The organism is Desertivirga brevis (genome assembly GCF_017355835.1).
Map to the genome: position 1 here is coordinate 17,635 of NZ_JAFEWF010000008.1, position 24,050 is coordinate 41,684.

At 39.9% G+C, this 24,050-nt stretch carries 21 protein-coding genes; 14 read left to right on the top strand and 7 right to left on the bottom strand.

Going from position 1 to position 24,050, the window contains the following annotated elements; translation table 11 throughout:
* Positions 1-69: 69 nt before the first annotated feature.
* The 5 genes from J4N25_RS17895 to sucC all read right to left on the bottom strand — a co-directional run bounded on the left by J4N25_RS17895 (position 70) and on the right by sucC (position 8,350).
* The gene (locus J4N25_RS17895; protein WP_207423173.1) at positions 70-1,635 is read right to left on the bottom strand and encodes a SusD/RagB family nutrient-binding outer membrane lipoprotein; all 1,566 of its coding nucleotides are present in this window, start codon (positions 1,633-1,635) and stop codon (positions 70-72) included.
* Between the two features lie 13 nt (positions 1,636-1,648).
* Positions 1,649-5,146, bottom strand: coding sequence for a SusC/RagA family TonB-linked outer membrane protein (locus J4N25_RS17900; RefSeq protein ID WP_242695933.1), 3,498 nt, complete (start codon positions 5,144-5,146; stop codon positions 1,649-1,651).
* Between the two features lie 185 nt (positions 5,147-5,331).
* On the bottom strand, positions 5,332-6,345 hold the full coding sequence (locus J4N25_RS17905; RefSeq protein WP_207423174.1) for a FecR family protein: 1,014 nt from the start codon (positions 6,343-6,345) through the stop codon (positions 5,332-5,334).
* A gap of 79 nt (positions 6,346-6,424) precedes the next feature.
* A complete protein-coding gene (locus tag J4N25_RS17910) occupies positions 6,425-7,003 on the bottom strand; it encodes an RNA polymerase sigma-70 factor (protein ID WP_207423175.1) in 579 nt (192 codons plus the stop codon).
* Positions 7,004-7,156: 153 nt separating this feature from the next.
* Complete coding sequence (sucC, locus tag J4N25_RS17915) at positions 7,157-8,350, bottom strand: ADP-forming succinate--CoA ligase subunit beta (protein WP_207423176.1); 1,194 nt, start codon at positions 8,348-8,350, stop codon at positions 7,157-7,159.
* 175 nt (positions 8,351-8,525) lie between these two features.
* Here sucC and J4N25_RS17920 point away from each other — a divergent pair, with 175 nt between their 5' ends.
* The 12 genes from J4N25_RS17920 (at position 8,526) to J4N25_RS17975 (ending at position 20,573) form a co-directional block, all read left to right on the top strand.
* Positions 8,526-9,182 (top strand): ABC transporter ATP-binding protein, encoded by a 657-nt coding sequence (locus tag J4N25_RS17920; protein WP_207423505.1) that lies wholly within the window; start codon positions 8,526-8,528, stop codon positions 9,180-9,182.
* 3 nt (positions 9,183-9,185) lie between these two features.
* Complete coding sequence (locus J4N25_RS17925; protein ID WP_207423177.1) at positions 9,186-9,629, top strand: ATP-grasp domain-containing protein; 444 nt, start codon at positions 9,186-9,188, stop codon at positions 9,627-9,629.
* Entirely contained in the window at positions 9,629-10,240 is a 612-nt protein-coding gene (locus J4N25_RS17930; protein ID WP_207423178.1) for an HAD family hydrolase, read from the top strand. Before J4N25_RS17925 ends, J4N25_RS17930 begins: the two co-directional genes overlap by 1 nt.
* Positions 10,241-10,272: 32 nt before the next feature.
* A complete protein-coding gene (locus J4N25_RS17935; protein ID WP_207423179.1) occupies positions 10,273-11,874 on the top strand; it encodes a S41 family peptidase in 1,602 nt (533 codons plus the stop codon).
* 181 nt (positions 11,875-12,055) lie between these two features.
* Positions 12,056-13,678, top strand: coding sequence for a S41 family peptidase (locus J4N25_RS17940; RefSeq protein WP_207423180.1), 1,623 nt, complete (start codon positions 12,056-12,058; stop codon positions 13,676-13,678).
* A 337-nt stretch (positions 13,679-14,015) separates the two neighbouring features.
* Positions 14,016-14,651 carry a LuxR C-terminal-related transcriptional regulator gene (locus tag J4N25_RS17945; protein WP_207423181.1) on the top strand — a complete coding sequence of 212 codons (636 nt, stop codon included), beginning with the start codon at positions 14,016-14,018 and terminating at the stop codon, positions 14,649-14,651.
* A gap of 112 nt (positions 14,652-14,763) precedes the next feature.
* Entirely contained in the window at positions 14,764-15,105 is a 342-nt protein-coding gene (locus J4N25_RS17950; protein ID WP_207423182.1) for a hypothetical protein, read from the top strand.
* A gap of 74 nt (positions 15,106-15,179) precedes the next feature.
* Entirely contained in the window at positions 15,180-15,554 is a 375-nt protein-coding gene (locus tag J4N25_RS17955) for a response regulator (RefSeq protein ID WP_369410873.1), read from the top strand.
* Positions 15,555-15,743: 189 nt separating this feature from the next.
* A complete protein-coding gene (locus J4N25_RS17960; RefSeq protein WP_207423184.1) occupies positions 15,744-16,061 on the top strand; it encodes a YtxH domain-containing protein in 318 nt (105 codons plus the stop codon).
* Between the two features lie 658 nt (positions 16,062-16,719).
* Positions 16,720-19,167 (top strand): glycoside hydrolase family 95 protein, encoded by a 2,448-nt coding sequence (locus J4N25_RS17965; protein WP_207423185.1) that lies wholly within the window; start codon positions 16,720-16,722, stop codon positions 19,165-19,167.
* 133 nt (positions 19,168-19,300) lie between these two features.
* Entirely contained in the window at positions 19,301-20,185 is an 885-nt protein-coding gene (locus J4N25_RS17970; protein WP_207423186.1) for an AraC family transcriptional regulator, read from the top strand.
* Between the two features lie 103 nt (positions 20,186-20,288).
* Entirely contained in the window at positions 20,289-20,573 is a 285-nt protein-coding gene (locus J4N25_RS17975; protein ID WP_242695934.1) for a Bor family protein, read from the top strand.
* Positions 20,574-20,917: 344 nt separating this feature from the next.
* Here the strand turns inward: J4N25_RS17975 and J4N25_RS17980 are convergent, their stop codons facing one another.
* Both J4N25_RS17980 and J4N25_RS17985 read right to left on the bottom strand, forming a co-directional pair.
* The gene (locus J4N25_RS17980; protein WP_207423188.1) at positions 20,918-21,709 is read right to left on the bottom strand and encodes an N-acetylmuramoyl-L-alanine amidase family protein; all 792 of its coding nucleotides are present in this window, start codon (positions 21,707-21,709) and stop codon (positions 20,918-20,920) included.
* 85 nt (positions 21,710-21,794) lie between these two features.
* Positions 21,795-23,327 (bottom strand): sensor histidine kinase, encoded by a 1,533-nt coding sequence (locus tag J4N25_RS17985; protein WP_207423189.1) that lies wholly within the window; start codon positions 23,325-23,327, stop codon positions 21,795-21,797.
* A 115-nt stretch (positions 23,328-23,442) separates the two neighbouring features.
* Between J4N25_RS17985 and J4N25_RS17990 the strand changes: the two genes are divergently transcribed.
* Complete coding sequence (locus tag J4N25_RS17990; protein WP_207423190.1) at positions 23,443-23,817, top strand: MmcQ/YjbR family DNA-binding protein; 375 nt, start codon at positions 23,443-23,445, stop codon at positions 23,815-23,817.
* Positions 23,789-24,028 carry a 4a-hydroxytetrahydrobiopterin dehydratase gene (locus J4N25_RS17995; protein WP_207423191.1) on the top strand — a complete coding sequence of 80 codons (240 nt, stop codon included), beginning with the start codon at positions 23,789-23,791 and terminating at the stop codon, positions 24,026-24,028. Before J4N25_RS17990 ends, J4N25_RS17995 begins: the two co-directional genes overlap by 29 nt.
* Positions 24,029-24,050 lie beyond the last annotated feature (22 nt).

The following is a 24,050-nucleotide window of genomic DNA, read 5'->3' on the forward strand; positions in this document are numbered from 1 at the left end:
TTTTTTGTCCCAAAATCCTGCATTTAACCCTTGTTTTACCAAATGCAGAATCCTAATTAAGCAGTAATCCTAAGGTTTTTGCCACCAAACAAGTGTATTAATGTCATCTGGCCCTTGCGCCGCTACAGCATTTTTGTAACTTGTTGGGTTCGTTGATTGTATGATTTGTGGATAGTACAATCTTGCTGGCATCTTTTGTCCGTTGACCAGGCCAGTTCCCTTTGGTAAAATTGGGTGCCCAGTACGACGATACTCAAACCATTGCTGCAAATCAACCAGGAACATGGCATAGTACTTTTGCAGGTGGATCATTTCCATTTTACTTCTATTGCTAGTACTAGATTCGAGGGGCAGATTCGCATCCCATTTTAAATTAGATGCCGCATTCACATAATCCTTAAACTTCTGATCTGAAGGGCTAGTAATGTAAGTAGGCATCCAGTAATTAATTGCATCTGCCATTCCTTTGTAATAATAATCTTCTGCAGATCCGCTAATCCAGCCCTTGGCCGCTGCCTCAGCTAGTATAAAGCTAACTTCTGCCGTGTTCAGAATTATACCGGTGTTTTTATCCGTCTGTAATGTTAGTTTGCTTTCTGCATCAGAATTGAAATGCGCCTGAGTTGTAAGCCCTAATCCGGGTTCATAACCACTGGGTATACCTACCCATCCGTCGGCCCCCCTGTCAATTCCTAATCTTGGAACTCCTGCAGTACCCAAATCGGGGTCTACCCTTGGGTCGTCCCATGCAACCAGTTTGCCCAGAAAGAAATCGGCAATGGGCATTCCTCTGAAATCAACTGGGCGAATATTAACCATATAGGGCGAAGAAAAAACGGCTGTACTAGTATTAGTGCCATTCCACAGGATACGCGCAGTATGGTTATTGTTTTCCATAATAGGGTATTCTGCTGGCTTTGTGTCAACAATTTCTTTGATTTTTGCAATAACAGCTGGTGCTACCTCTGTTTTTCCCGATGCCCTAAGTAACAATCTCAAATAAAGGGAATTTCCGAATCTCCTCCATCTTGAAAGATCACCTTGATAAACCGGATCACTAGTCGCAACAATTGGAGGACTTTCTTTCAAAAGGTTGTTGGCTTCTTCAAGCTTTTTGAACATGTCGGCATAGATGTCCTGTTGCCTGTCAAAAGCTGGCTGAATATTGCCATCCTTCCCGTTGTTAGCTTCGAAATAGGGAACATCACCATAGGTGTCAGTTAAAAGTGAATACGCCCAGGTTTGAGTAATAAGAGATATAGCTTGGTATGACTTATTAAGGCTCTCGGGCTGACTAGCAATCGTGTAAATATTTTTCAAATCTGTCAGATTCAAATACCAGTTGTTCCAGGTATAGTCCGCCTGATTCCTTCTTATATCGTAACGAAATACCCGGCCTTCAGAGTCATTTATTTCCACTGTCACCTGCATCAACTGGTTATTGAAGTTCCAGTTGCGGATCATATTCGTACTCAGAATATTTACCAACGCCGGAGCTAACAATTGATTCGCTTGAGTGCTTCTTTGTCCAATAGGGTCTGTGTTTTCTTCAATAAAGCCCTTCGTACACGACAATGTCGAAAAGCTTAATAGTGCTGATAGTATATAGAAAACTAAATTTTTATTCTTTTTCATTATTTCTTTAAGATTAAATACCTACAACCACACGTAAGCCCATGGTCCGGGTAGACGGTAATTGACCTGTTTCGAATCCTTGCTGTATATCAGAACCTGCTAGTGTACCAAATTCAGGATCGAAAGCTGGCCAAGGCGACCAGATAAAGAGATTTCTGCCATAGACACTAAAAGTAGCCCTGCTGATTCCGATCGCATTCAACATTCTTTTATTAAGGGAATAGCCGATACTTGCTTCACGGAATTTTAAGAAATCAGTTCTGAAAATACTTCCTTCAGCCTGACCACTTCCATAAATGGACTCGTAGTAAGCAGCAATATCAGTGGCAATCACGTCATTCTTACGGTATTTTCCATCAGCATCTTGTACCACACCCTCTCCAATCATTCCATTATATCGTCCTGGTAATGTAACAGCGTGTTTACCTAAAGAAGCCATCCTTGAGAAAGTAAGGGAATGGCCAACACCACCTAGTTGAGCATCGAATAAAGCATTAACATTTATTCTTTTGTAGGTAAAGCCCGTACCAAAACTCATCTTGAATTTAGGTATAGTGTTACCCAAATAAAGCAGGTCTGGATTTTCTAGTGCTACTCCCGTCCGGGCGTTATAAACAATCTGTCCGTCCGGAGAACGCAAGTATCCTCTGCCATAGAGGTCGCCCATACTTCCACCAACATTTGCTACCACCTGTCCGCCTCCTAATGCTCCAGTACGGAGTACAAGCGAGCTGTCTGCTAACTCTTTTATTTTGTTTCTATTGGCAGAAAATGTAGCGTAGGTGGTCCATTTAAAGTTCTTTGCTTGTAATGGAGTACCGTTCACAGCTAGCTCGATCCCTTTATTATCTACGCGTCCTATGTTAACAACTTGAACATTGTAACCTGTCGATCTGTCAACAATACGATTCAATATCTGATTCTTTGTGTTGCCTTGATAAACTGCCACGTCGAAGTTCAAACGGTTCCGGAACAATCTTAAGTCCAGTCCAAGCTCTGTGGTTGTAGTGATTAATGGCTTTAGGTTAGGATTAGGCAGTATCCTTGGATTATTTGTCGCGCTGTCAGGATAAATTCCTGAACTTGCATATTGATAATTATAGGCTGTCCTGTAAGGAGTTGTACTTCCACTACCTACTTGTGCAAGAGAAGCTCTGAATTTTAAGAAACTGAAAGTTGTTGGCAGCTTCCAAAAATCCGAAGCGATGAAAGCAAGACTGGCAGAAGGATAGAAGAACCCTACATTATCCGTCCTGTTTGCCGTAGCTAAAGTACTATTCCAGTCCTGACGACCTGTGATGTCCAAGTATAAGTAATTCTTATATCCAAACGAGGCTGCTCCATAGAAGCTATTGATCCTATACCTGGCAGTGTCAGGAACGAGAACTAAAGGACTTTCGTTATTAGCGAGACTGTAAAGATTTGGGATTACTAATCCGTCTGCACGTGTTTCAAGAGCATTATACACATTACGCATACGACTACCACCAACGTTCGCTGTCATTTGCAAGTCCTTATTAAACTGCTTTGTGTACCTGAATAAGAAATCTGCGTTAATTTCGTAAGAACGAATGTTTCCAACTCGATAAGAGCCGTGAGCAAACTTGTTTCCTGCGGCATCCCATGGACGTTGTGTTCCTCTGCGTTCCCGGTTAAAGTCTACAGAAGCCCGGCCCATTAAGCTTAGCTCCTTTGTAAATTTGTAAGTACCTTGAATGTTACCGAGAAGCCCGTTTCGCTTTTGTGAATTTATAAACTGCTCGGCAATGGCGTAAGGACTTTCCGGGTTAGTTGTTGTGATATTAACAAGCTGTTGATATTCTCTTCCTGTTACCCAATAATCTCTATACCAATCTACGTTAACATTTGGTTGCGCGAACATAAACCAATACATCAAAGATTGGTTTCCATAACCTGTTGCAGGCAAGTTATCGCTATGTCTGTTGCTATACTGAGCTTTTACATTTAAACTGAACTTTTTTGTAATGTCTGTATTTGCATTTAGGGAAACATTGGTTCGTTCTAATCCCGTATTGGGAGCAATCCATTCATTGTTACCGTGACTGGCAGAAAAACGTAATCCAATTTTTTTATAAGTTCCATCCAAGCTTACCGAATTTGTAGACTCGGTTCCTGTTTTGAAATAGGCACTAATTGGATCTTCATGAGCGATCCAGGGAGTTCTGTCAACTCCTCTTGCCTTTGTTACTGGGTCGAACTGATAGAACATCCCGCCAGTTTTAAATGAAGGTCCCCAGGTGGCACTGGTTGCATTGGTACTAGGTCCATCAACGGTAGTTCCGAAAGAAAAGTAAGGAACCCCAAATGTTCCTGCTCCAAATTCCTGTTGACGATCAGGTCCCCGATTTACATTTTCCCATGAGTTGTTTGAGGTTATTGTAATTCCAATTTTATTTCTACCCTTCGTGGCAGATTTGGTTGTAATTACAACAGCTCCGTTTGCTCCGCGTTGACCGTATAGGGCGGAGGCTGCAGGGCCTTTTAGCACCGTTACTGTTTCTATATCTTCTGGGTTTAAGTCGGCTAGGGCATTGCCATAATCTGCCGGCATAATATCCCCTGAAGTTCCATACACACCTCCACCTGTGGCAGCAGTGCGGCGAGAACTACTTGATGCAACTACCCCGTCAATTACGATTAAAGCTTCATTATCACCAGTAAGATTGTTTTCACCCCGCAAAATGATTTTATTGGATCCCGCCGGGCCGCTGTTCCTTACCAGATTTAATCCCGCTACTTTCCCCGATAAACCATCGGTCCAGTTAGTGGAAACTGCATTGGTAAGCTGAGTACTGTCTACCGTAGTGGATGAATATCCTAACGATTTTTCTTCCCTTTTAATACCCAAAGCCGTTACAACTACCTCAGTAAGAGCATTGGAGGTTTGCTTCAACTTGAAGTTTTGTGTCACCTCGCCACGATCGTTAACTTTAACCCCGCTCACAGTTACCTTCCCAAAAGAAATGAAATTTACTTCAAGAGTATAAGTACCGGGAGGTACAGCTATAGAATATCTGCCGTAGATATCTGTGGTAGCTGATCTGTTTAGTTCCACAACTTTAACAGATGCTCCTGGAAGAGTTTCTCCTTGTTCATCAGTCACCTTACCTGTTATTTTTCCTGAAGGCTGAGCCTTTGGAACAATCAGGATATTTTTTTCTCCTGCAAGTTTGTAAGTAAGAGCACTTCCATTAAGTAATATGCTCATAATCTCTGCAACGCTGCGTTCGCTTTTTTCAATCTGCACAACCTTTTGCAGGTTTAACTGAGCGTTATTATAGTTGATTGATGCTCCGGTTAGCCTTTCAATTTCTTCAAAGGCATTTTTTAAAGTCATCTTGCTTGCGCCCCAATAAATTCTCTTTGTTGAGAGAGGTTGGGCATGTGCTGACGGCAGCATTGTAGTAAATTGAGAGATGACGAACGCTACAGAAACAAGTAGCATTTTAAAATTCGGCTGGATCTTTTTCCGTCGAATACAGTGTTTCATTGCTTTTTGATTTTGGTAATACAGTTGTGCAGCTTTTATAATATGGAGCTACTTACATTTTTCTATATTTACCTTGTTTTTAATTTTTTAAGACCGAGTTAAAAACTAATTAAATGCCGTAACTGTGACCAGCAGCTTGCGGCTTTTTTGTAATTGAGAAGCGTTTTTTCTAGTGCATAATCCTCCTATTTGCAGTTCTTATTGTTAATGATTAATCTGTTTGCCTGAATAGTATAGCTGCAGCCCGTTAGTTGAACAAGGATGTCCATAACCTCACGTAGAGGCATATTGTCGAACTTAGCGGTATATTTTGAATGTGTATTTTCAGGGTCAGCAAGAACAGTCTTAATGTTATACCACCGACTTAAAGTAGTGGCGATTTCATCTAATGATTGGTTCTCTAAAACAAGCTTGCTGTTTTTCCACGCTGTGGCATTTGTCGTGTTAATTGTATTGAATGAGTAGTCGCCTGTAATTGTATTAATGTCCAATTGTTGGCCTGGTAACAAAAATTGAAGAAACTTTTGGCCACCGGTTGAAGCCATACTTACACCAACTTTTCCTGAGGCAACTGTAACTGCAACCTTACGATCGTCGGGGAAAGCCTTGATGTTAAAACTTGTCCCAAGTACGGTAGTTTTAATGGCCCCGCTGCTTACTATAAAAGGTTTCTCCTGATTATGAACAACTTCAAAGTAGGCTTCACCACTTAGCTCAATTTCCCTGATATCTTCTTTAAAACTCTTCGAGAAGCGAACAGAGCTTTCTGAATTAAGGTGAAGAATGGAACTATCCGGCAAAACAAGCTTGCTCCTCCTGCCCGCGCCATTATGGAAATAGACGTATTCTCTAGGTGGCTTTTCAGAAGTTTTGAAAGGATTTTTCGAGAAGTGAAGACCTGTCAGTATAACTGCGATTGAGGCGGCTGCATAGTAAAAGACCTTCAAGCCTTTCCTTGCCGTCTTAATTTCAGTATCTTCCGAACATTTTAACCCGGATTCAATTTTACTCCACACCTTCTCCTTGTCACCAAAGGTTTTAAACCAGTTCCTGCCTTCTTCTAAAACTTTAATGGTCTCACGAAACTCACGCTCGTGCTCAGGGTTTTGATCCATCCAGTCACGCAATTCATTTAAACCCTCGTCACTTATGCAACGATCGAAATACTGCCTGGTCAACTCCTGGTAATGCTCATTCATACTTGTGTCTTCGCTAATAAAGACTGTATTTTGAGCCCTGCTACTTAGCAAGTTTAGTTAAGAATCGATTAAAAAAATGTTAAGTATCGGAAGATCGTTCTTGTCTGAAAAGCTTTGATCTTAGCTCGCGCACTGCCTCGTACAAGGTGGATTGCACGGTTTTTAAAGAGATACTGAGAACAAGAGCAATTTCTTCGTTGCTTACATCCGAAATACGACTCATTAATAAAACTTCACGCTGCCTGAAAGGCAAGGCGTCTATCAAGGCGATTATCTCCTGGTGGGTCTCGCGACTTTTAATGATAGCAAGAGGGGAACGTTCGTCGCTGAGAATATCACTGTAAACCTCCAGGTGTTCGCAGTAGGTCAACTTGAGTGGCTTTTTCCTTATCTGGGTAAAAGCTTGATTCCGGGCGGAGGTAAATAAATAGCTTTTTACTTTATTGATGTTAGCCTTTCTTCGTGCTTCCCAAAACTTGATAAATATATCGGCTATGACCTCCTCAACAAGGGAATTGTCATTGACATATATACTCGTGAATTTACATAAGGAATTATAGTAACGACTAAAAAGTGCTTTGAACGCTAAGGTATCATCTGTCCTAATTAATACCAATAACTCATCGTCTGAAAGGGAATTGTAGTCTTGTCGGACCATGCCACAAAGCTATAATTGTAAGGTTAGGATAATATTAAGAGGGTGTGAAGTTGTTTTTAAGTGAATATGAGCTAGGCTATAATTAAAATAAGTTAAAAGCAACCAAAAAAGGGCAGCCTCTCGGCCACCCTTTCCAAATGTATTTCGTATAGCTTAGTCAGCTAAAACTTTAGTTACAAGATCTGCAGCTTCTTTTAACAAGATAGCAGAGTAAACTTGAAGGCCAGAATTGTCGATCAATTGTTTTGCTTCTTCAGCGTTTGTACCTTGAAGACGAACAATGATTGGAACGCGAACGTTACCTAGTTCCTGATAAGCATCAATAACACCTTGAGCAACACGGTCACAACGAACGATACCACCGAAGATGTTGATAAGGATCGCTTTTACGTTTGGATCAGAAAGGATGATATTGAAACCAGCTTTTACAGTTTGTGCATTTGCAGTACCACCTACGTCAAGGAAGTTTGCAGGCTCACCACCAGCTAATTTAATAATGTCCATTGTTGCCATGGCTAAACCCGCTCCATTAACCATACAACCTACGTTTCCGTCAAGTTTTACATAGTTAAGGTTTGATTTGCTTGCTTCAACTTCGGTTGGATCTTCTTCAGACTCGTCGCGTAAAGCAGCGTAGTCAGCATGACGGAATAAACCGTTATCGTCAAGATTTACCTTAGCATCTACAGCTAAAATTTTATTATCAGAAGTTTTAAGAACAGGGTTGATCTCAAACATTGAAGAGTCTGTAGCTTCATACGCTTTGTAAAGAGCAGCGATAAACTTCGTCATGTCTTTAAAAGCTTCACCACCTAATCCTAGGTTGAATGCAATTTTACGAGCTTGGAAGCCTTGTAAACCTACCTTAGGATCTATCTCTTCTTTGAAGATCAGGTGAGGAGTATGTTCAGCAACTTCCTCGATATCCATTCCACCTTCTGTAGAGTACATGATGATGTTACGGCCTCTAGCGCGATCAAGAAGAACACTTACGTAAAACTCTTTAGTTTCACTTTCGCCAGGGTAATAAACATCCTGAGCAATAAGTACTTTGTTAACCTTTTTGCCTTCAGGACCTGTTTGAGGAGTAATCAGTTGCATACCAATGATTTGCTCTGATTTCTCTTTTACTTCGTCCAGGTTTTTAGCAAGCTTAACACCGCCACCTTTACCGCGGCCACCTGCGTGGATTTGAGCTTTTACAACAACCCAATCAGAGTTGTAATCTTCTTTCAGCTTCTTTGCTGCCTCTACTGCTTGTTCTGGAGTGTCGGCAACAATGCCTTCCTGAACCCGTACGCCAAAGCTTTTTAATATTGCTTTACCTTGATACTCGTGAATATTCATTGTTTAGAAAGTTTCGAGGCGTAAAACTAATACTTTGGTTTAACTTACGAAAAGAATTTATGCAAACTGAGTATGTAAAAGATGTGTTATCTGAAAAAAGAATAAATTTATACGATAAAATGACGGCGAAACTACTTAATTGATGAATATCATAATAAAACCTATCTTCGCCACTATGCTTAAGGCACATCAGATAAAGAAATCATACGGCAAACTGCAAATTCTTAAAGGAGTTGATTTTGAAGTGCAAAAGGGAGAAATTGTTACGGTTGTAGGCGCCTCAGGTGCCGGGAAGAGCACTCTACTGCATATTCTTGGTACCCTTGACAAGCCCGATAATGGTGAGCTTTTTATTAATGAGGTTAATATCTTAAAACTATCCTCGAAAAAACTTAGTGCTTTTAGAAATCAGCATATCGGTTTTATCTTTCAATTTCATCATCTGCTTCCAGAATTTACCTCACTTGAAAATATATGCATTCCTGCTTTTATTGCTAAAAAAAGTAAAAAGGAGGCCGAACTGCGTGCAAGGGAACTTTTAGATATGTTGGGACTGGCCGGTCGCGCAGATCACAAGCCTACAGAGCTTTCTGGAGGAGAACAACAAAGGGTGGCCGTGGCCCGGGCTTTGGTCAATCATCCTGATCTGGTTATGGCCGATGAACCTTCAGGTAATCTTGATTCTGAAAACGCTACAGCACTTCATCGCTTATTTCTCGATTTGAGGGATAAGTTTAATCAAACTTTTATAATCGTTACGCATAATGAAGACCTGGCGGGAATGTCAGACCGGAAAGTAGTTATGAAAGATGGACAAATAATAAGTAGCTAAACATTGAATATTCTAATTACCGCAGCTTCTACTGCTACTGCCTATAAATTGGAAAAGGAACTCGCAGGTTCGAACAGTCTGATCCTTGCTGATTCTGTTGATCTGCCTTCTGTTTTAATTAAAGATAAACGCTTTATAAAAATTCCTCCTGGTAATTCTTCCAGTTTCACCCATCAACTATTGAGCCTTTGTCTTGACGAAGGAATTGAACGGGTTTTCCCTTTAAGGAGGGCTGAGATTGAAGCATTGTCAGAATCAAGGCAACTATTCGATGAATACGGAATAGCAGTAATGGTGCCTTTATTTTCTGATCTTTCATCCTATTGGGGAAATTCTAAGACAGGAGAGATCCTTATTAAAGAAGAAGACGATGAATTTGCGGGTCGCGGAGTTTATTTAATTGAGGAAGGATCATTAGATAACCTTCAAATTTTAACAGCAGACTAATGATCACCTATAGCGAGATAGATCCCCAAAAGAAGGCTTTTATATTTGAACTGGATAATGTCCTGCTTCCTGAGAAGGATTATTTGCTACAGGTTTATTACCTTTTTGCAAACTTCCTTGAATATGTAGAAGCATTTCCTCCTGCAACAGACGTTATTAACTTTTTTAAAAAAGTTTACGAGAACCACGGATCTCCTTTGATCTTTGACAAGGCCAGAGAGGTATTCGGTTTTGATGAAAAGTACCGGGAGAACTTTGATCGTCTTCATCGTGAAGCCAAGTTACCGCTGAAGCTTCTGCTCTATAAAGAATCGCTTAACTTCCTGCAGGAAGCGGTGGTCGACAGGAAAGAAATACTGATTGTGTCCAGTGGTGATCCATTGCAACAGTTGAACAAGATCAGGCAAACCGAGTGGAATGGTTTAGAAAAGTACCTCCGCGTTTATTTTACAGATGAAATCGCTCCAAAACCCTCTGCTGAAGCCTTACTGTATGTTCTGGATAAACATGGATTAAAAACCGAGGATGTGTTGTTCTTTGGTACAACTGAGCTGGACGCGCAGTTCGCAAAAAATGCCATTGTGGATTTTATAAACGTAAAATATTCGTAACTTAAACCCAAATTTAAAATTCATAATTGTTTATGTTTAAAGGTATTACTAGATCTTTTCTATCCATTGAAAAAAGATATTTCTTTGTGGTTTGCGGGGCTTTGAGTTTAATTCTTGGATGTAAGAAAGATACCAAAACTAGTGTGCCTGATAATGCCTCAAGAACTGAGCTGACTAAAGACTCTATATTCTTATACGCCAAACAAACCTACTTATGGTATAATCAGCTACCTGAATACAATACCTTTAATCCTCGTACATATAATCGCTCCAGCGAGGAGATCGAAAACCTGGATGATGAGCTCTATGCGCTTACCAGGTATGCTAAAAATTCTTCCAATGTTCCTTATGAGCAGGGCAGTAATGAAGGCAGCCCTAAATATTCCTATATAGATAACATTACCGACCAAAATCCGGTTGCTTATGTTCCTGGTAAAAAGGCTAATGTCGACTTGCAGGGCAACGGCTATGATTTTGGTCTAAAACTGGACTTGTATGGAAATACCAGTAATTATAGACTATATATAGAGGCAGTTTACCCCGGTTCTGATGCAGCATCAAAAGGTTTAGGCAGGGGGGATTATATTACCTCGATAGAAAATAAGGATATTGGAACAAAGTATAATGACGAAATAGAGCTTATTAATGATGTATTCTTTAGAGATAAGTACAGTGCAATTGCTGTTAAGGTGACTAAAAGGAATGGCTCAAACGTAACACTTAATCTTACCAGGAAGTCATATAGGAGCTCGCCAATTTATAAGGATTCGGTTTACACCTCTGGTGCCAGAAAAGTAGGTTATATGGCCTATGCCAGATTCACCAATCTTAGCAATTCTCAAAGCGAGTTTAACAGGATCTTTACTAGATTCACTAATAGCGGAGTTACGGATCTGATAATAGACCTGAGATACAATGGCGGAGGCTATGTTTCTACAGCTGAATATTTGATGAATTTAATTGCTCCCGCTTCATTAAATCGAGAGATGATGTATGCAGAGCATTTTAACAAATTAATGCAGGATGGTAAGGCCACCATCCTTAAAAATCAGCTTATTCTTGATGCTTCAAACCGCCCTCAGGATTCTAATAATGATGGTAAGTTAGATACTTATGCCGACGCCTCTTACACCGTCGCTTCCAATACACGCTATTTCTCAAAAGTAGGGTCTCTCAATACTATAAATAACGTCGTGTTCATTACATCAAGCAGCACAGCCTCAGCAAGCGAATTGGTAATTAACTGTTTGAAGCCACACATGAACGTTAAGGTAGTGGGCCAAACTTCGTATGGGAAACCTGTAGGATTCTTCCCTATCCGAATTGATAAATACGACGTCTACCTGTCCATGTTTGAGTCTAAGAATTCAAAAGGGGAGGGAGGGTATTACTCTGGTATTTCACCAGACTACCCCATACAGCGTGCTGCTCCTCGTAACGACTTTGGAGATTTGAATGAGGATGCTATTAAAGCTGCCTATAATTATATTACCACAGGAGCGTTTACTGGTTCTGGAAATACAACTTCTTCCATTCTCAGCAAAGGTATTCTTCCCTTAGAAGTACAAGGAGGAAAACAACTTAAGGATTCAGAATTTAAAGGCATGATTGAAGACCGGGTTAGGTTGAAGTAAAAGGCTCTTTTTCCTACAGAAGCTCCTTCAATATGATCGCTATTTTGTCCGAAATTGTGTTCACAATGTTCTGTATCAAGCTGTTAATTTAATTGCTTGTCATTTTCGGGCAATCAATCACAATTCCGTTTTATATGGTCTGCTTATTGTATAGACTTTGATCGTCTATATTATGGAACCTATGAAAACGAGACTTTATATACGTAGTTTATTACGATCACTTCTCCCAGCTCTTATCCTGACCATTTCTTTAAATTCTTGTTCTAAGGATGACGAACTTGAAGAGGATAACTCCGAGGTAGGCAATACGCCACCCGCAAATGGAACACGTGAGGAACTGACTAAAGATTCTATTTTTCTTTATGCAAAACAAGTATACCTTTGGAACGACGCGCTGCCATCCTACGAAGCCTTCAATCCCAGAAGGTATACTCAATCAGCTGATCCTCTTGATAATTACTATTCAGAGTTGTTTGCTATTACGCAGTACAAGACCAATCCTGCTACATCCAGACCATTCGAATATGTATCGGCCTCGGCCAATTATCCCAAATATTCCTATATCACGGACGAAGAATCAAACAATCCACCCAGAACTGCCACAGCGTCAGTACCGACGGTTAGCGAGGTAACCCTTGAAGGGGTAGGAACGGATTTTGGTATTGCTTTGTCTGCTGTAGGTAACCAGTCCTCCTATCAAATTTACATTAGATTGGTAAACCCGGGTTCTCCGGCAGCTAAAGGTTCTTTAAATCGTGGAGATGTCTTAACTCAAATCAATGATCATAAGTTGGGTTCAAATTTTTCTATTGATCAGGACGTAGTTGATCGGGCCTTTGACCAGTCGACCATTCGTTTAAGTGGAAGGAAAAGTAATGGAGCAACCTTCACAAGGTCTTTGACTAAGCAAACTTATAATAGCAGTCCAGTTTATAAGGATACTGTTTTTACCTCTGGCGGTAAAAAAATCGGGTACCTTGCCTTTGCACGTTTTGCCAATCCATCGAATGCTCTCGGGCCTTTAAATGCTGTGTTCCGTAATCTAAGTGCAGAGGGTGTTCAGGATTTGGTAGTAGACCTTAGGTATAACGGAGGTGGCTATGTTTCTACAGCTGAACATTTGGCCAATTTAATCGCACCTTCATCTCTTAACGGCCAGGTTATGTTCACTGAATATTACAACCAGACTATGCAAAAAGGAGAGGCAACGATTTTGAAAAATCAGCCCTTGTTAGATGCTAGTGGACGTTCTCAGTTTCAGAATGGACGCTTGATAACTTATCATGATATTGATTATTCCATAGCAGAAAATACTTACAGGTTCAGGAAAGAAGGATCGCTAAATACAGTTAAGAACGTGGTGTTCATAGTAACTGGCAATACAGCTTCAGCTAGCGAGCTTCTTATTAACGTGTTAAAGCCATACCTGAATGTAAAAATAGTAGGCTCCACAAGCTATGGTAAACCAGTAGGTTTTTTTCCAATTAATATCGATAAGTATGATGTGTACTATTCGATGTTCGAGAGTAGAAACGCGAAAGGAGAAGGGGGATATTATCAAGGATTTGTACCAGATGCTTCTTCTGCTGATGATGTTACACGTGATTTCGGAGATCCCCGGGAAGCATCACTTGCGGCGGCAGTTCGGTACCTAACTGCAGGAACACTTACAGCCAGTACCCAGGCTACAGCAAAAATCATGGGGCGTAATGTTCCCTTATCCTCTTCAACTATCAAAGATGTAAGTAAAGATAATTCATTTAAGGGGATGATTGAAGTTCCGTCCAGATTGAAAATTAAGTAGACGCCGCTTTATTCTTGCTGTATAAATACTTTCGGCCCCAGGCAATGTGTTTGGGGCTTTTTCTATTATTCTCGTTAGATATACCTGTTTTTTTGCCTCTGAGAGCTAAAAAGATAAATGCTCCGAGAAGGAACTCTAGAAAATTATTTTGTCCAGATTTTACAACGACTTGATTTTATAGTATTTAGAGTAAAGTTTTGATGAATAACTTCTTTATTAGTGGAAAGCAAGGATTTATACTGGAAAAAAATCAGGTATTTATGCGGGTGCTCATGATATTATAAAAAAGAGATATTTGAACTCGTTATCGTGAAACTCAAATAAGTTTAGGTAGAAATTGGTAAATATATTTATAGTAGAAGATCAAAGTATTGCCCGGGATGGAATTAAGACCTTAATGGAAAAAGAGCCCGGGTTTAGAGTTATTGGGGAAACGAAGAGCGATATAGAAGCTATAAATAAATTGTCCGAAGTTGACAGAGCTGAGGTATTTCTTACTGGTTTAGATCAAATTGATCAGGATAAGTTGGCGCTCGTAGAGTCAATTAAGGAACGATTTCCTGACACTAAGGTTGTGTGTTTAACCACAGCAGTAGATCAGAAATATATCAGCAAGGTATTTAAAGCTGGCGCCTCAGGTTATCTCCTGAAATCTGTAAGTCAGGACGAAATGATATTTGCTGTAAAACATATTGCTGCTGGCGAGAAGTATATTTGTTCCGAACTATCTATAAAACTTGTTCAACATCTTATTAACGCGCCTTATTCTAATAATCTTCAGGTAGAACTTAGCAGGAGGGAATCTGAAGTGTTGGCATTAATTGCTGAGGGTTACACGAATAATGAAATTGCCAACAAGTTGTTTACCAGCCGCAGGACTGTTGAAGGACACAGGCAAAACCTGCTTGATAAAACCAATACCCGTAATACTGCCGCGCTTATTAGGTATGCAGTAAAAAACGGATTAGTATAACCATCTAGTAAGCCGCAAACAGGTATTTGTTCCATATAAAAGGGGTATTTGTCCTCTATAAGTGGCTTTATTCAATTAGTATTTTTGTGTTATCTGTTAAATGCTAGTGCCTATGAACGTCGAATTAACAGCCCATCTACTAGATTTCCTTGTGGAGCAGGGGTATCAGTATCTATTGTTCCAGCTGAAGTCTCAATCTTGTCCTGAAGCTACAGAGAGGTTTGAATTTATTCCAGTAAAGACTTTTCAAAATATAAGTCATTACTACTCGGGGAGTAGTTCATGCTTCTACCTTGATGCCGAACCACGGCAAATGGCTGAGGGAATTGCAGGAAAAACTTTTTATGTTCGCTTAGATCAACAGGACTTGATCGGATTTAGCTGCTACCTTGCAAATGAGGAAGTGTTAAAACCAGAGCAGCAAGGGACCCAGGGAAGCAAAAGAGCAGTTTGATACCGTCTTGCCTCCCATAACAAAAATTAAAGCCCTAAAAGGCTTATCACATAAACTGGTATACTTTGAAAAAAGTGCTCATTTTGGACGATGACCAAAGCATTCTTGAGATGATGAAAGAAGTTTTGAGTTACTCGAATTATTCGGTTGTGACAACCCAAAGTTCGGAGGAGTTTTTTCATATTATAAAACGAGATCCTCCGGATATTTTGCTAGTAGATTATCTGCTTAATGGCATCAATGGAGGTGAAGTATGCCAGCGAATTAAAAGCCTTCACACCACAAAAAAAGTTCCAGTGATTATAGTATCTGCTTATGCTAGTCAGCACGATTTTATCTCTTTATACGGCTGCGATGATACTATTTCTAAGCCTTTTGGCCTAGACGAACTTTTGGAAAAAGTAGAACAATGCTTCAACAACAAACACCAGGAATCATTTAAAGATTAGTAGGTCGCTGTTACTATAAAACCTATCTAAAAAGGTTTAGACCACTCGAGTTGCTACCAACAATGGAAAAGGTAAAAACTTATTTTAGTAGTAGTATCATTAAATAGAATTTTTAAGAACTATTCTTTAAGTATGCTGTTGAGAAATAACAACAATAATACTAATAACCCGAAATCTAATTCTATATCTATGAAAAACTATAAAGACATATTAAATGATGCAGAATCATTAATCAAGGATGTTTCAGGACCTAGCAATGGAAAGATCATTGCTGCAGCAGCCATCGGTTTAGCCGCTGGAGCTGTTTTGGGAATCCTGTTGGCTCCTGCAAGCGGTTCTGAAACACGCAGTAATATTACTGATTCCTTAGCGGGAGCAGGTGGTACTATTAAAGATAAAGCGAAACAAGGATTTGACAAAATTTCAGATCTTAGTTCTCAGGCAGTAAGCTCTGTTAAGTCAAAAGTTCAGGGAACTGGCGTAGCTGATACAGCGCCCGCAGTATAAAGTATAAGTACATTTTTAATTGATAGGATACCGGTACGCAAGCATAGCGTGCCGGTTTTTTTATTTGCCTTAATTCGTGTTTAAATACCTCACATCCCTTTAACTCCGCCTGAATCCTCCGTTTTTTTAGTTTAGCAGCAAGTTTCCATGTCAAAATAAAAAAGGGTTGAACTTGCGTTCAACCCCACATCTACCTATGAAAAACATGTCCTTATGGGAAGGACACGTTGTTTTACTGAAAATATTACTCAAGGTTACGTATTTAAATAGCGTTTCTTTCAAAGGGTTGATTTACAGTGAGAAAAAATTGATATTTCTTTCTGAAGTAAGTGTAACTTTCCTTTTATTTGCTTGCTTATCACAAAGTACTCGATTTAAAATCCGGGCTAATTGCTTTTACTTTTCTTTTTTGAGAGCCTAATTGGTGTTATTGAGTGTCTAAATCTTCCTTATATAGCTCAAGTAAATCGCTTCGCTAAGTTATTAATTATCAGAAAAAACCTGCAAGCTACTATAATCCTTCGCTTGAGAATTTCTGCTCATGAAGATTTTCTTCTTGTTATTAATATTGTGGTTAGAAGGCCGAATTTTTATATTTTTGGAAATCGATTTCCAACAAGGAATATCGATGCTCAACCAACTAAATTTACAATAACCAATGCGCCTATTATTTTTATGCCTATTGCTAGGCTTGCTTAAAGCTTCATTTGCTCAAGACAAAGACCTGATGTTATGGTATGACAAGCCAGCTACTAAGTGGACAGAAGCGCTTCCTGTAGGAAATGGATTGCTAGGAGCCATGATTTTCGGAAATCCCAGGGAGGAATTACTTCAGCTTAACGAGGCGACCTTGTGGAGCGGCGGACCTGTTAAAGCAAACGTTAATCCCAAAGCGGCGGACTACCTTGCCAGTACCAGGAAGTCACTGCTTGAAAGGGAAGATTATCAGGAGGCTAATAAACAAGCGAAGGGCATTCAGGGTCTTTACTCTCAATCTTATCTTCCTTTAGCAGATCTGAAGCTGAAACAAGAGATTGGTTCTGCTAACTACAACCAGTTTAGAAGAGATTTAGATATAAGCAAAAGCCTTGCAACTGTTAGCTTCAATGCTAATAATGTGAATTTTAAGCGTGAAATAATAGCTACCGCTCCTGGAAAAGCAATTATTGTCCGGTTTAGTTCAAGCAAGCCGGGAATGATTAGCTTCAAAGCCGGTCTTACCAGTCTAATTAAATATAGTGTAGCTGCGGATGGACCTGATGGAATTATTCTGAAGGGAAAAGCTCCATCGCAGGTAGATCCCAACTATGTAGATTATAACGTGGAGCCAGTTAAGTATGCAGAAAATGGCTGCGACGGAATGCGGGTAGCTTTGCAGGTAAGGGCGGTATTAAGTGGAGGGGAAGCACATGCAGACTCTTCTGGAATTACTGTCCGGAATGCGGATGAGGTCCTTTTATTTATTTGCGCGGCTACAAGCTTCAATGGATTTGATAAATGCCCGGTCAGCGCGGGGAAAAATGAATTGAAGATCTGCAGCGAAAATCTTAAGGCAGCAGTACGAAAGTCCTGGACTGAGCTTCAATCAGAACATTTAAAGGATTATTCCAAATATTTCAATCGTGTCAACTTCAGGCTTGGAACAGGTCAGGAAAGTGCTATTTCAAAATTACCCACGGAAAAGCGCTTAATTGCATTTAGTCAGGGAGAAAAGGATCTTGCTTTTGAAACGCTGCTTTATCAGTACGGGCGTTACTTGCTCATAAGTTCTTCAAGACCCGGAGGGCCACCCGCCAATCTGCAAGGTATTTGGAATAATTTGCTGAGGGCCCCTTGGAGTTCCAATTATACGATCAATATTAATACTCAAATGAACTACTGGCCTGCAGCCATCAGTAATCTGGAGGAAATGGAATATCCCTTGTTTGGTTTTATAAAAGACCTGTCTATCACTGGTAAAGCAACAGCGAAGGAGTTTTATAAGTTGAGGGGCTGGGTTGCTCATCATAATAGCGATATCTGGGCTATTAGTAATCCTGTAGGAGATCTGGGTAAGGGAGATCCAAAATGGGCTAACTGGTATATGGGAGCTCCTTGGCTAAGTCGCCATTTATTTGAACATTACCGCTTCACTAAAGATAAACGCTTTTTGAAGGATGTTTACCCTGTTTTAAAGGGAGCAGCGGAGTTTTTGGTAGACTTTCTCGTGGAGGATAAGAATGGTTATCTAATTACTGCTCCTTCTTTTTCTCCTGAGAATGAGTATTTCGACGACAAAGGAAACCCGGCTAATACATCTATTGCTACAACCATGGATATGTCAATAATCAGGGATCATTTCAGAAATTGTATAGAAGCGGCAGAAGCACTGAATATTGACCCAGCATTTAGAGATATACTTAAGTCAAAGCTTGCCAAGCTATATCCGATGCATATTGGGAAGAAAGGAAACTTGCAGGAATGGTATAAGGATTGGGAAGATGTAGAGCCTCATCACCGTCATGTTAGTCATCTTTACGGACTGCATCCTGGTCGCGAAATTTCTCCACTAATCGATTTAAGGATTGCCACCGCAAGTAAAAAAACGCTTGAATTGCGCGGAGATGATGGAACCGGCTGGAGCTTGGCCTGGAAGATCAATTTTTGGGCAAGATTACTTGATGGAAATCATGCTTATAAATTAATTAGAGATCTGATGCGCGACATAAGCGTTTCAAAAGGTGGAGGGCTCTATGCTAATCTATTTGATGCTCATCCTCCTTTCCAGATTGACGGAAACTTCGGAGCTACGTCAGGTATGACTGAAATGCTCTTGCAAAGTCATTTAGACGAGCTGCACCTTCTGCCTGCCCTGCCGGATGCATGGCAGGAGGGAAGCGTTTCGGGACTGAAAGCTCGGGGGGCCTTTACAGTCGATCTTCAATGGAAGCAGGGGAAATTACAGACAGCCATTATTCGTTCAGCAAACGGAGGAAAATGCACAATAAGAACAGAAACGGCAGTGGAAGTAAAAGGGATGGCTGTGTCCAGCAGCAGATCGGGCGATAGATACATCACTACAATCAATACAAAGAAAGGACAGACCTACAGAATTGTTGCCAGGTAAATATTGATAAGGAATAAAGAAAGCAAAGGATATTAGCATCGTTTGTTTTCTTTATTTACTTTTGAGTGTAAACCATTTCCCGGAGTGTAACCGGAATCAAGAAACACAAGCACATAGAAGCCAAATTCCTGCTATGAAACCTTTATTTCATAAAGTACCTGTAAAGCCAGAAAGTACATTTAGTGTCAGGCATGACGTTAAATCTAATTTTGTAGGTATATGGCATTACCATCCTGAGCTGGAATTGCATTATATAATAAAGGGAGAAGGGGTGAAGTTTATAGGGGATAAAATTAGTAATTTTTCTCCCGGAGAGATAGTTCTGCTGGGAGAAAATCTTCCTCATACCTGGAGATCAAGTGACGAGTATTATCAGAACAACCCGGAACTAGAGATCGAGGTGATAGTGATCCACTTTCTTCCTGACTGCCTTGGTAAACATATTTTGAGTTTACCTGAAGCTTATCTTCTACCAAAGCTGTTTGAGAAGGCAAAAAGTGGGATGGATATTAAAGGAGAAACGAGAGCTAAGATTGCAGAATTAATGCGTGCTGCTTTGAATGCAACAAACCTTGAAAGGATCGTGATTTTTCTTTCCATACTACAGATCCTTTCTGAGACTACCGAGTTCAAACAAATAGTGACGCAACAAAACGTGTATCAGTCGAACGAAATGGACGTGGTGCGATTGAACAGGGTATATAATTACACACTGTCCAACTATAACAAAGATATAACCCTTGAGGAGATCGCGTCTATCGGCAATTTGAGTGTTACATCTTTCTGCCGTTACTTTAAATTAATGACGCGGAAAACCTACTATGATTTCCTGATCGAGATCCGAATAAGTCACGCCTGTAGAGCTTTAGTTGAAGATAAGCTACCTACTGAGATGATATGCTTCGATTGCGGCTTCAATAACGTATCTAACTTCTACCGTCACTTTAAAAAGGTGACTCGCCTCACTCCTTTAGAATATAAACGGAAGTATCTGCACAAGAGCAAACAGCCAGCCTAAAAAAATCTTTGGATATCATTAGTTAATTTTATTATTTCAAGAGTTAATAAAAAGAGTATATTCGCGGACTAAACTAAAAATAGTTATTCTCATGATTAAAAAAATGTCTATCAAATTAGCTGGCCTTGCAATGGCAGTTATGTTCCTTAGTTCTTGTTACACTTATTCAACTGTTGTGGGTAAAGGTGCTCAGGGAAGTCAATCTGTTACTAAATGGAACCATTATGTGATCTATGGTCTAGCTCCTGTTGGCGTTTCTGATGCAAAAGCATTAGCAGGTGGTGCTACAGACTATACAGTAACAACTAAACAATCATTTGTTAACGGCTTAATTTCTGGTATCACTTTCGGAATTTACACACCCACAACAACAATTGTTACTAAATAAGCTTTGGAGAGATTTTATCTCTCCTTTTTTTATGAAGAAAATAATATTTCTGGTGAGCCTTTCACTATGTCTGATTGGCGTCCTCCGCCTTACACAACAACTTCCCGTGAATACATCTGACTTCAACCTCGGGTTGTTGCTAGGACAAATAATTATATTGCTGGTATTTGGTTATGTTGCCTTTATTTGTCGTGGAGCTTTTTCTAACACCAAAAATCGTTCCCGTTAGGATATCTTGCCTTCCTAACCGTTTAGGGATATTATATTTCCCAAAAAAATCTCTGTTAATTAGTCGGGAAAGTTTTGATCTGACCTAGTCGTAAGCTAAAAGATTTTGCTCTTCCTTAATCTACTGCTCTTCCATAAGCCTCTATGGCTTTAACCTGACTTGCTACAAGCTCATCCTGGCCTTCATCTGAGTTGAGATATCGCTCTTCAGCTGGATTACTGATAAAACCAATTTCTGTGAGGACAGCTGGCATCCCAGCTTTAGCCAGAACAGCTAAGCTTTGTTCTTTGAAGCCCCTGCTTTGACGGCCGCTCTTCACATATTCTGTTTGCAGAAGCTTAGCAAAACGAATGCTCTGTGTTCGATTGGTGTTTTTTATAAGCGAAAAAATGATAATACTCTCAGGGTCACGCGGATCGTAGCCATCATAGTTCTTTTGATAATTCTTCTCTAAAAGGATAGAGGCGTTTTCCCTAACAGCTACATCCTGTTCTTTGGTCCGCCCAAATCCAGATACGAATGTTTCTGTACCATTAGTTGTTGTACGGCTTGGTGAGTTGGTAGGCATGGAATTACAGTGAATTGAAATAAACAAGTCGGCCTTCGATTGATTAGCAATTTCTATTCGCCGGTATAATGGAATAAAGACATCTGTAGAACGGGTATAGATTACCCTGGTATCGGGATAACGTTCACGAATAGCCTTGCCAAGTCTTAGAGCAACTTGAAGAGTCACATATTTTTCGGATGAAATTTTTCCTTTTGAGCCTGCATCAATACCGCCATGGCCAGCATCAATAACAATAGTTTTTAAGGGGAGTGTATTTTTAAAAGAAACGCTTACAAAATAAATGGTTGTAAGAAAGAGCGCGTTGAATATGATTTTTTTGTAAAAATTTGCGGACATTTTTAGAGTTTGCGAAGGTTACAAAATTTATAGTATTTAACAAATAGAACCAGTATATTTAAATAGGTTTAATTCGGTCAGAAATTTAGGTTGCAGCCCTATCACTAGCACATAATGTTGGAAGTGTAAACCAAAAAAATGATCCTTCTCCAATTGTACTATTCACTCCCATTTCCCCTCCATGCTTGCTGATTATCCCTTTGGAAATATATAACCCCAAACCTAAGCCTGAGAAGTTCTGAGAGGTTTGTTCAACCCTGAAATACCGCTCGAAGATAAAGGGAAGCTGTTCTTTTGCGATACCGATTCCAAAGTCGCGGATAGATACCTTTACAAAGCCATCGAGTTGAATGACTTGGGCTATGACTTTATTTTTGTCGGGCGAATACTTTACCGCATTCGTTATTAAGTTGATAAGCACTTGCTCTATTCTGAATTTATCAGCTTTAACGCAGATATCAGGCTCTCCCTCGATAATTAATTCATGAGTTTTTATGGAATTAAAGAGCTCTTCAAATACCTCCAGAATAGCTTCCCGAATAGAAAATTCAGATTCCTGTAGAGGGAGGGCGCCCTCGTTGATCCTGGTTACATCCAGGAGATCCCTGATAATAGTTGTAAGTTTATTCACCTGAATATTAGCCTTACTTACAAATGGGTAAATTCTGCGACCTTCATCTGGTCCAAGTTTAACTCTACCTATAAACTGTAAATAGGCTTTGATACTGGTGAGAGGAGTCTTCAATTCGTGGGCTGCTATACTTATGAAATCATCTTTTTTTGCCATTAGCTCGTTAATAGCATTAAAAGAATACTCCAGTGAGGATGTCATGCGGTTGAGACTCGCAGCAAGGCTGCCCAATATGTCGGATTCTTTTTCATCCAGTCTCAGTTGATAATTACCCAGCGATACCTGATGAGCAATATCTTCAATTAGTTTGATCCTTTTGTCTGTTTCAATTTTCTCCTGTTGAAGGATCTTTTGTAGTTGAACATTTCGGTAATAAGTAGTTTTAAGTTGCTTGCAAAAATAATAGGCAGTGATTGCTCCTATTATGGCTATCACTATAATAAGCAGGGGACTTATGTTCTTATATGAGCTCCAAATACTTTCTCTTCGTTTCAAAAGGTGGTCTTCATGCTCCTGCATCCTTTTGATCGTAGCTCTAATGCTGTCCATTACAGTTTTGCCGCGAAAAACTCTTATACTATCTACTCTATTACGGAATTTCTTGTCATCAATGTGTTGATTAAGAATCTCGTATCTTGTTTTGATGAGTGATTGGAGTTCGGGAAGGATAGCCTGCTGGTTTTTATTATCACTAGTAAGTTTAGCAATAGAAGTAAATGATTCAGATACTCGTTCGTAAGAACCTTTGAAAGGTGCCAAGGTTACCGAGTCTCCTGTAAGCAAATATCCCCTTACACCTGTTTCAGCATCTTTCAGATTAGAAGATAATGTTTCAAGCTGTCCCTTTACCTGTTCTGTGTGCTGCACCCATTCTGCTCGACGATAAGATTCGCGAATAGCAAAAAAGGAGGCAACGGAACTTAGGACCAGCAAAAACAGCCCTATGGCGAATGCCCTGTGAAGGTTTTTGATAAAAGATCCTTTCATTAATATTTTAGGAGATTTATAATTGAATAAGGTCTAAACCGTAATATTGTTTTATTGTCAACAGGAGCCAGCTGCTTTTGCGGTTTATACCTGCGCTCCCTATACGTATATATTCATGGATATTGAAGTATTAAGAGAAATATGTCTTAAAAAGAAGGGGGTGACGGAATCATTTCCCTTTGACGAGAACACCTTGGTATTTAAAGTAGGTGGAAAAGTCTTCCTATTGATCGGGTTGAATAATCCGGTCAGTTTTAACGTTAAATGTGATCCTGAGAAAGCTGTGCAATTACGTGAAGAGTTTGATGAAGTGCAACCCGGTTATCATATGAACAAAGTGCATTGGAACACTGTTAATATGCAGGGAAGGCTAAGTTTCCAACAGCTGAAGGAGTTAATAGATCATTCCTATGACCTGGTGTTTAAGAGTCTTCCCAAGAAGCTAAAGGAGGAAATAGGCCATGAAAACGAGCTGGGAGGAGAGAGATAACTCTTTATACAAACGTTTTGAATTTAAAGATTTTAAGGAAGCTTGGGCTTTCCTAACTAAAGTTGCACTGGTAGCCGAAAAATTAGATCATCACCCAGATTGGCAGAATTCCTATAATAAAGTAGAGATTCGTTTAACAACCCATTCTGCAGGAAACATAGTTACTGCTAAGGACTGGCAATTGGCAGAAGCAATAGAGCAATTGCTTTAGAACGACACTAAAGCAATTGAAC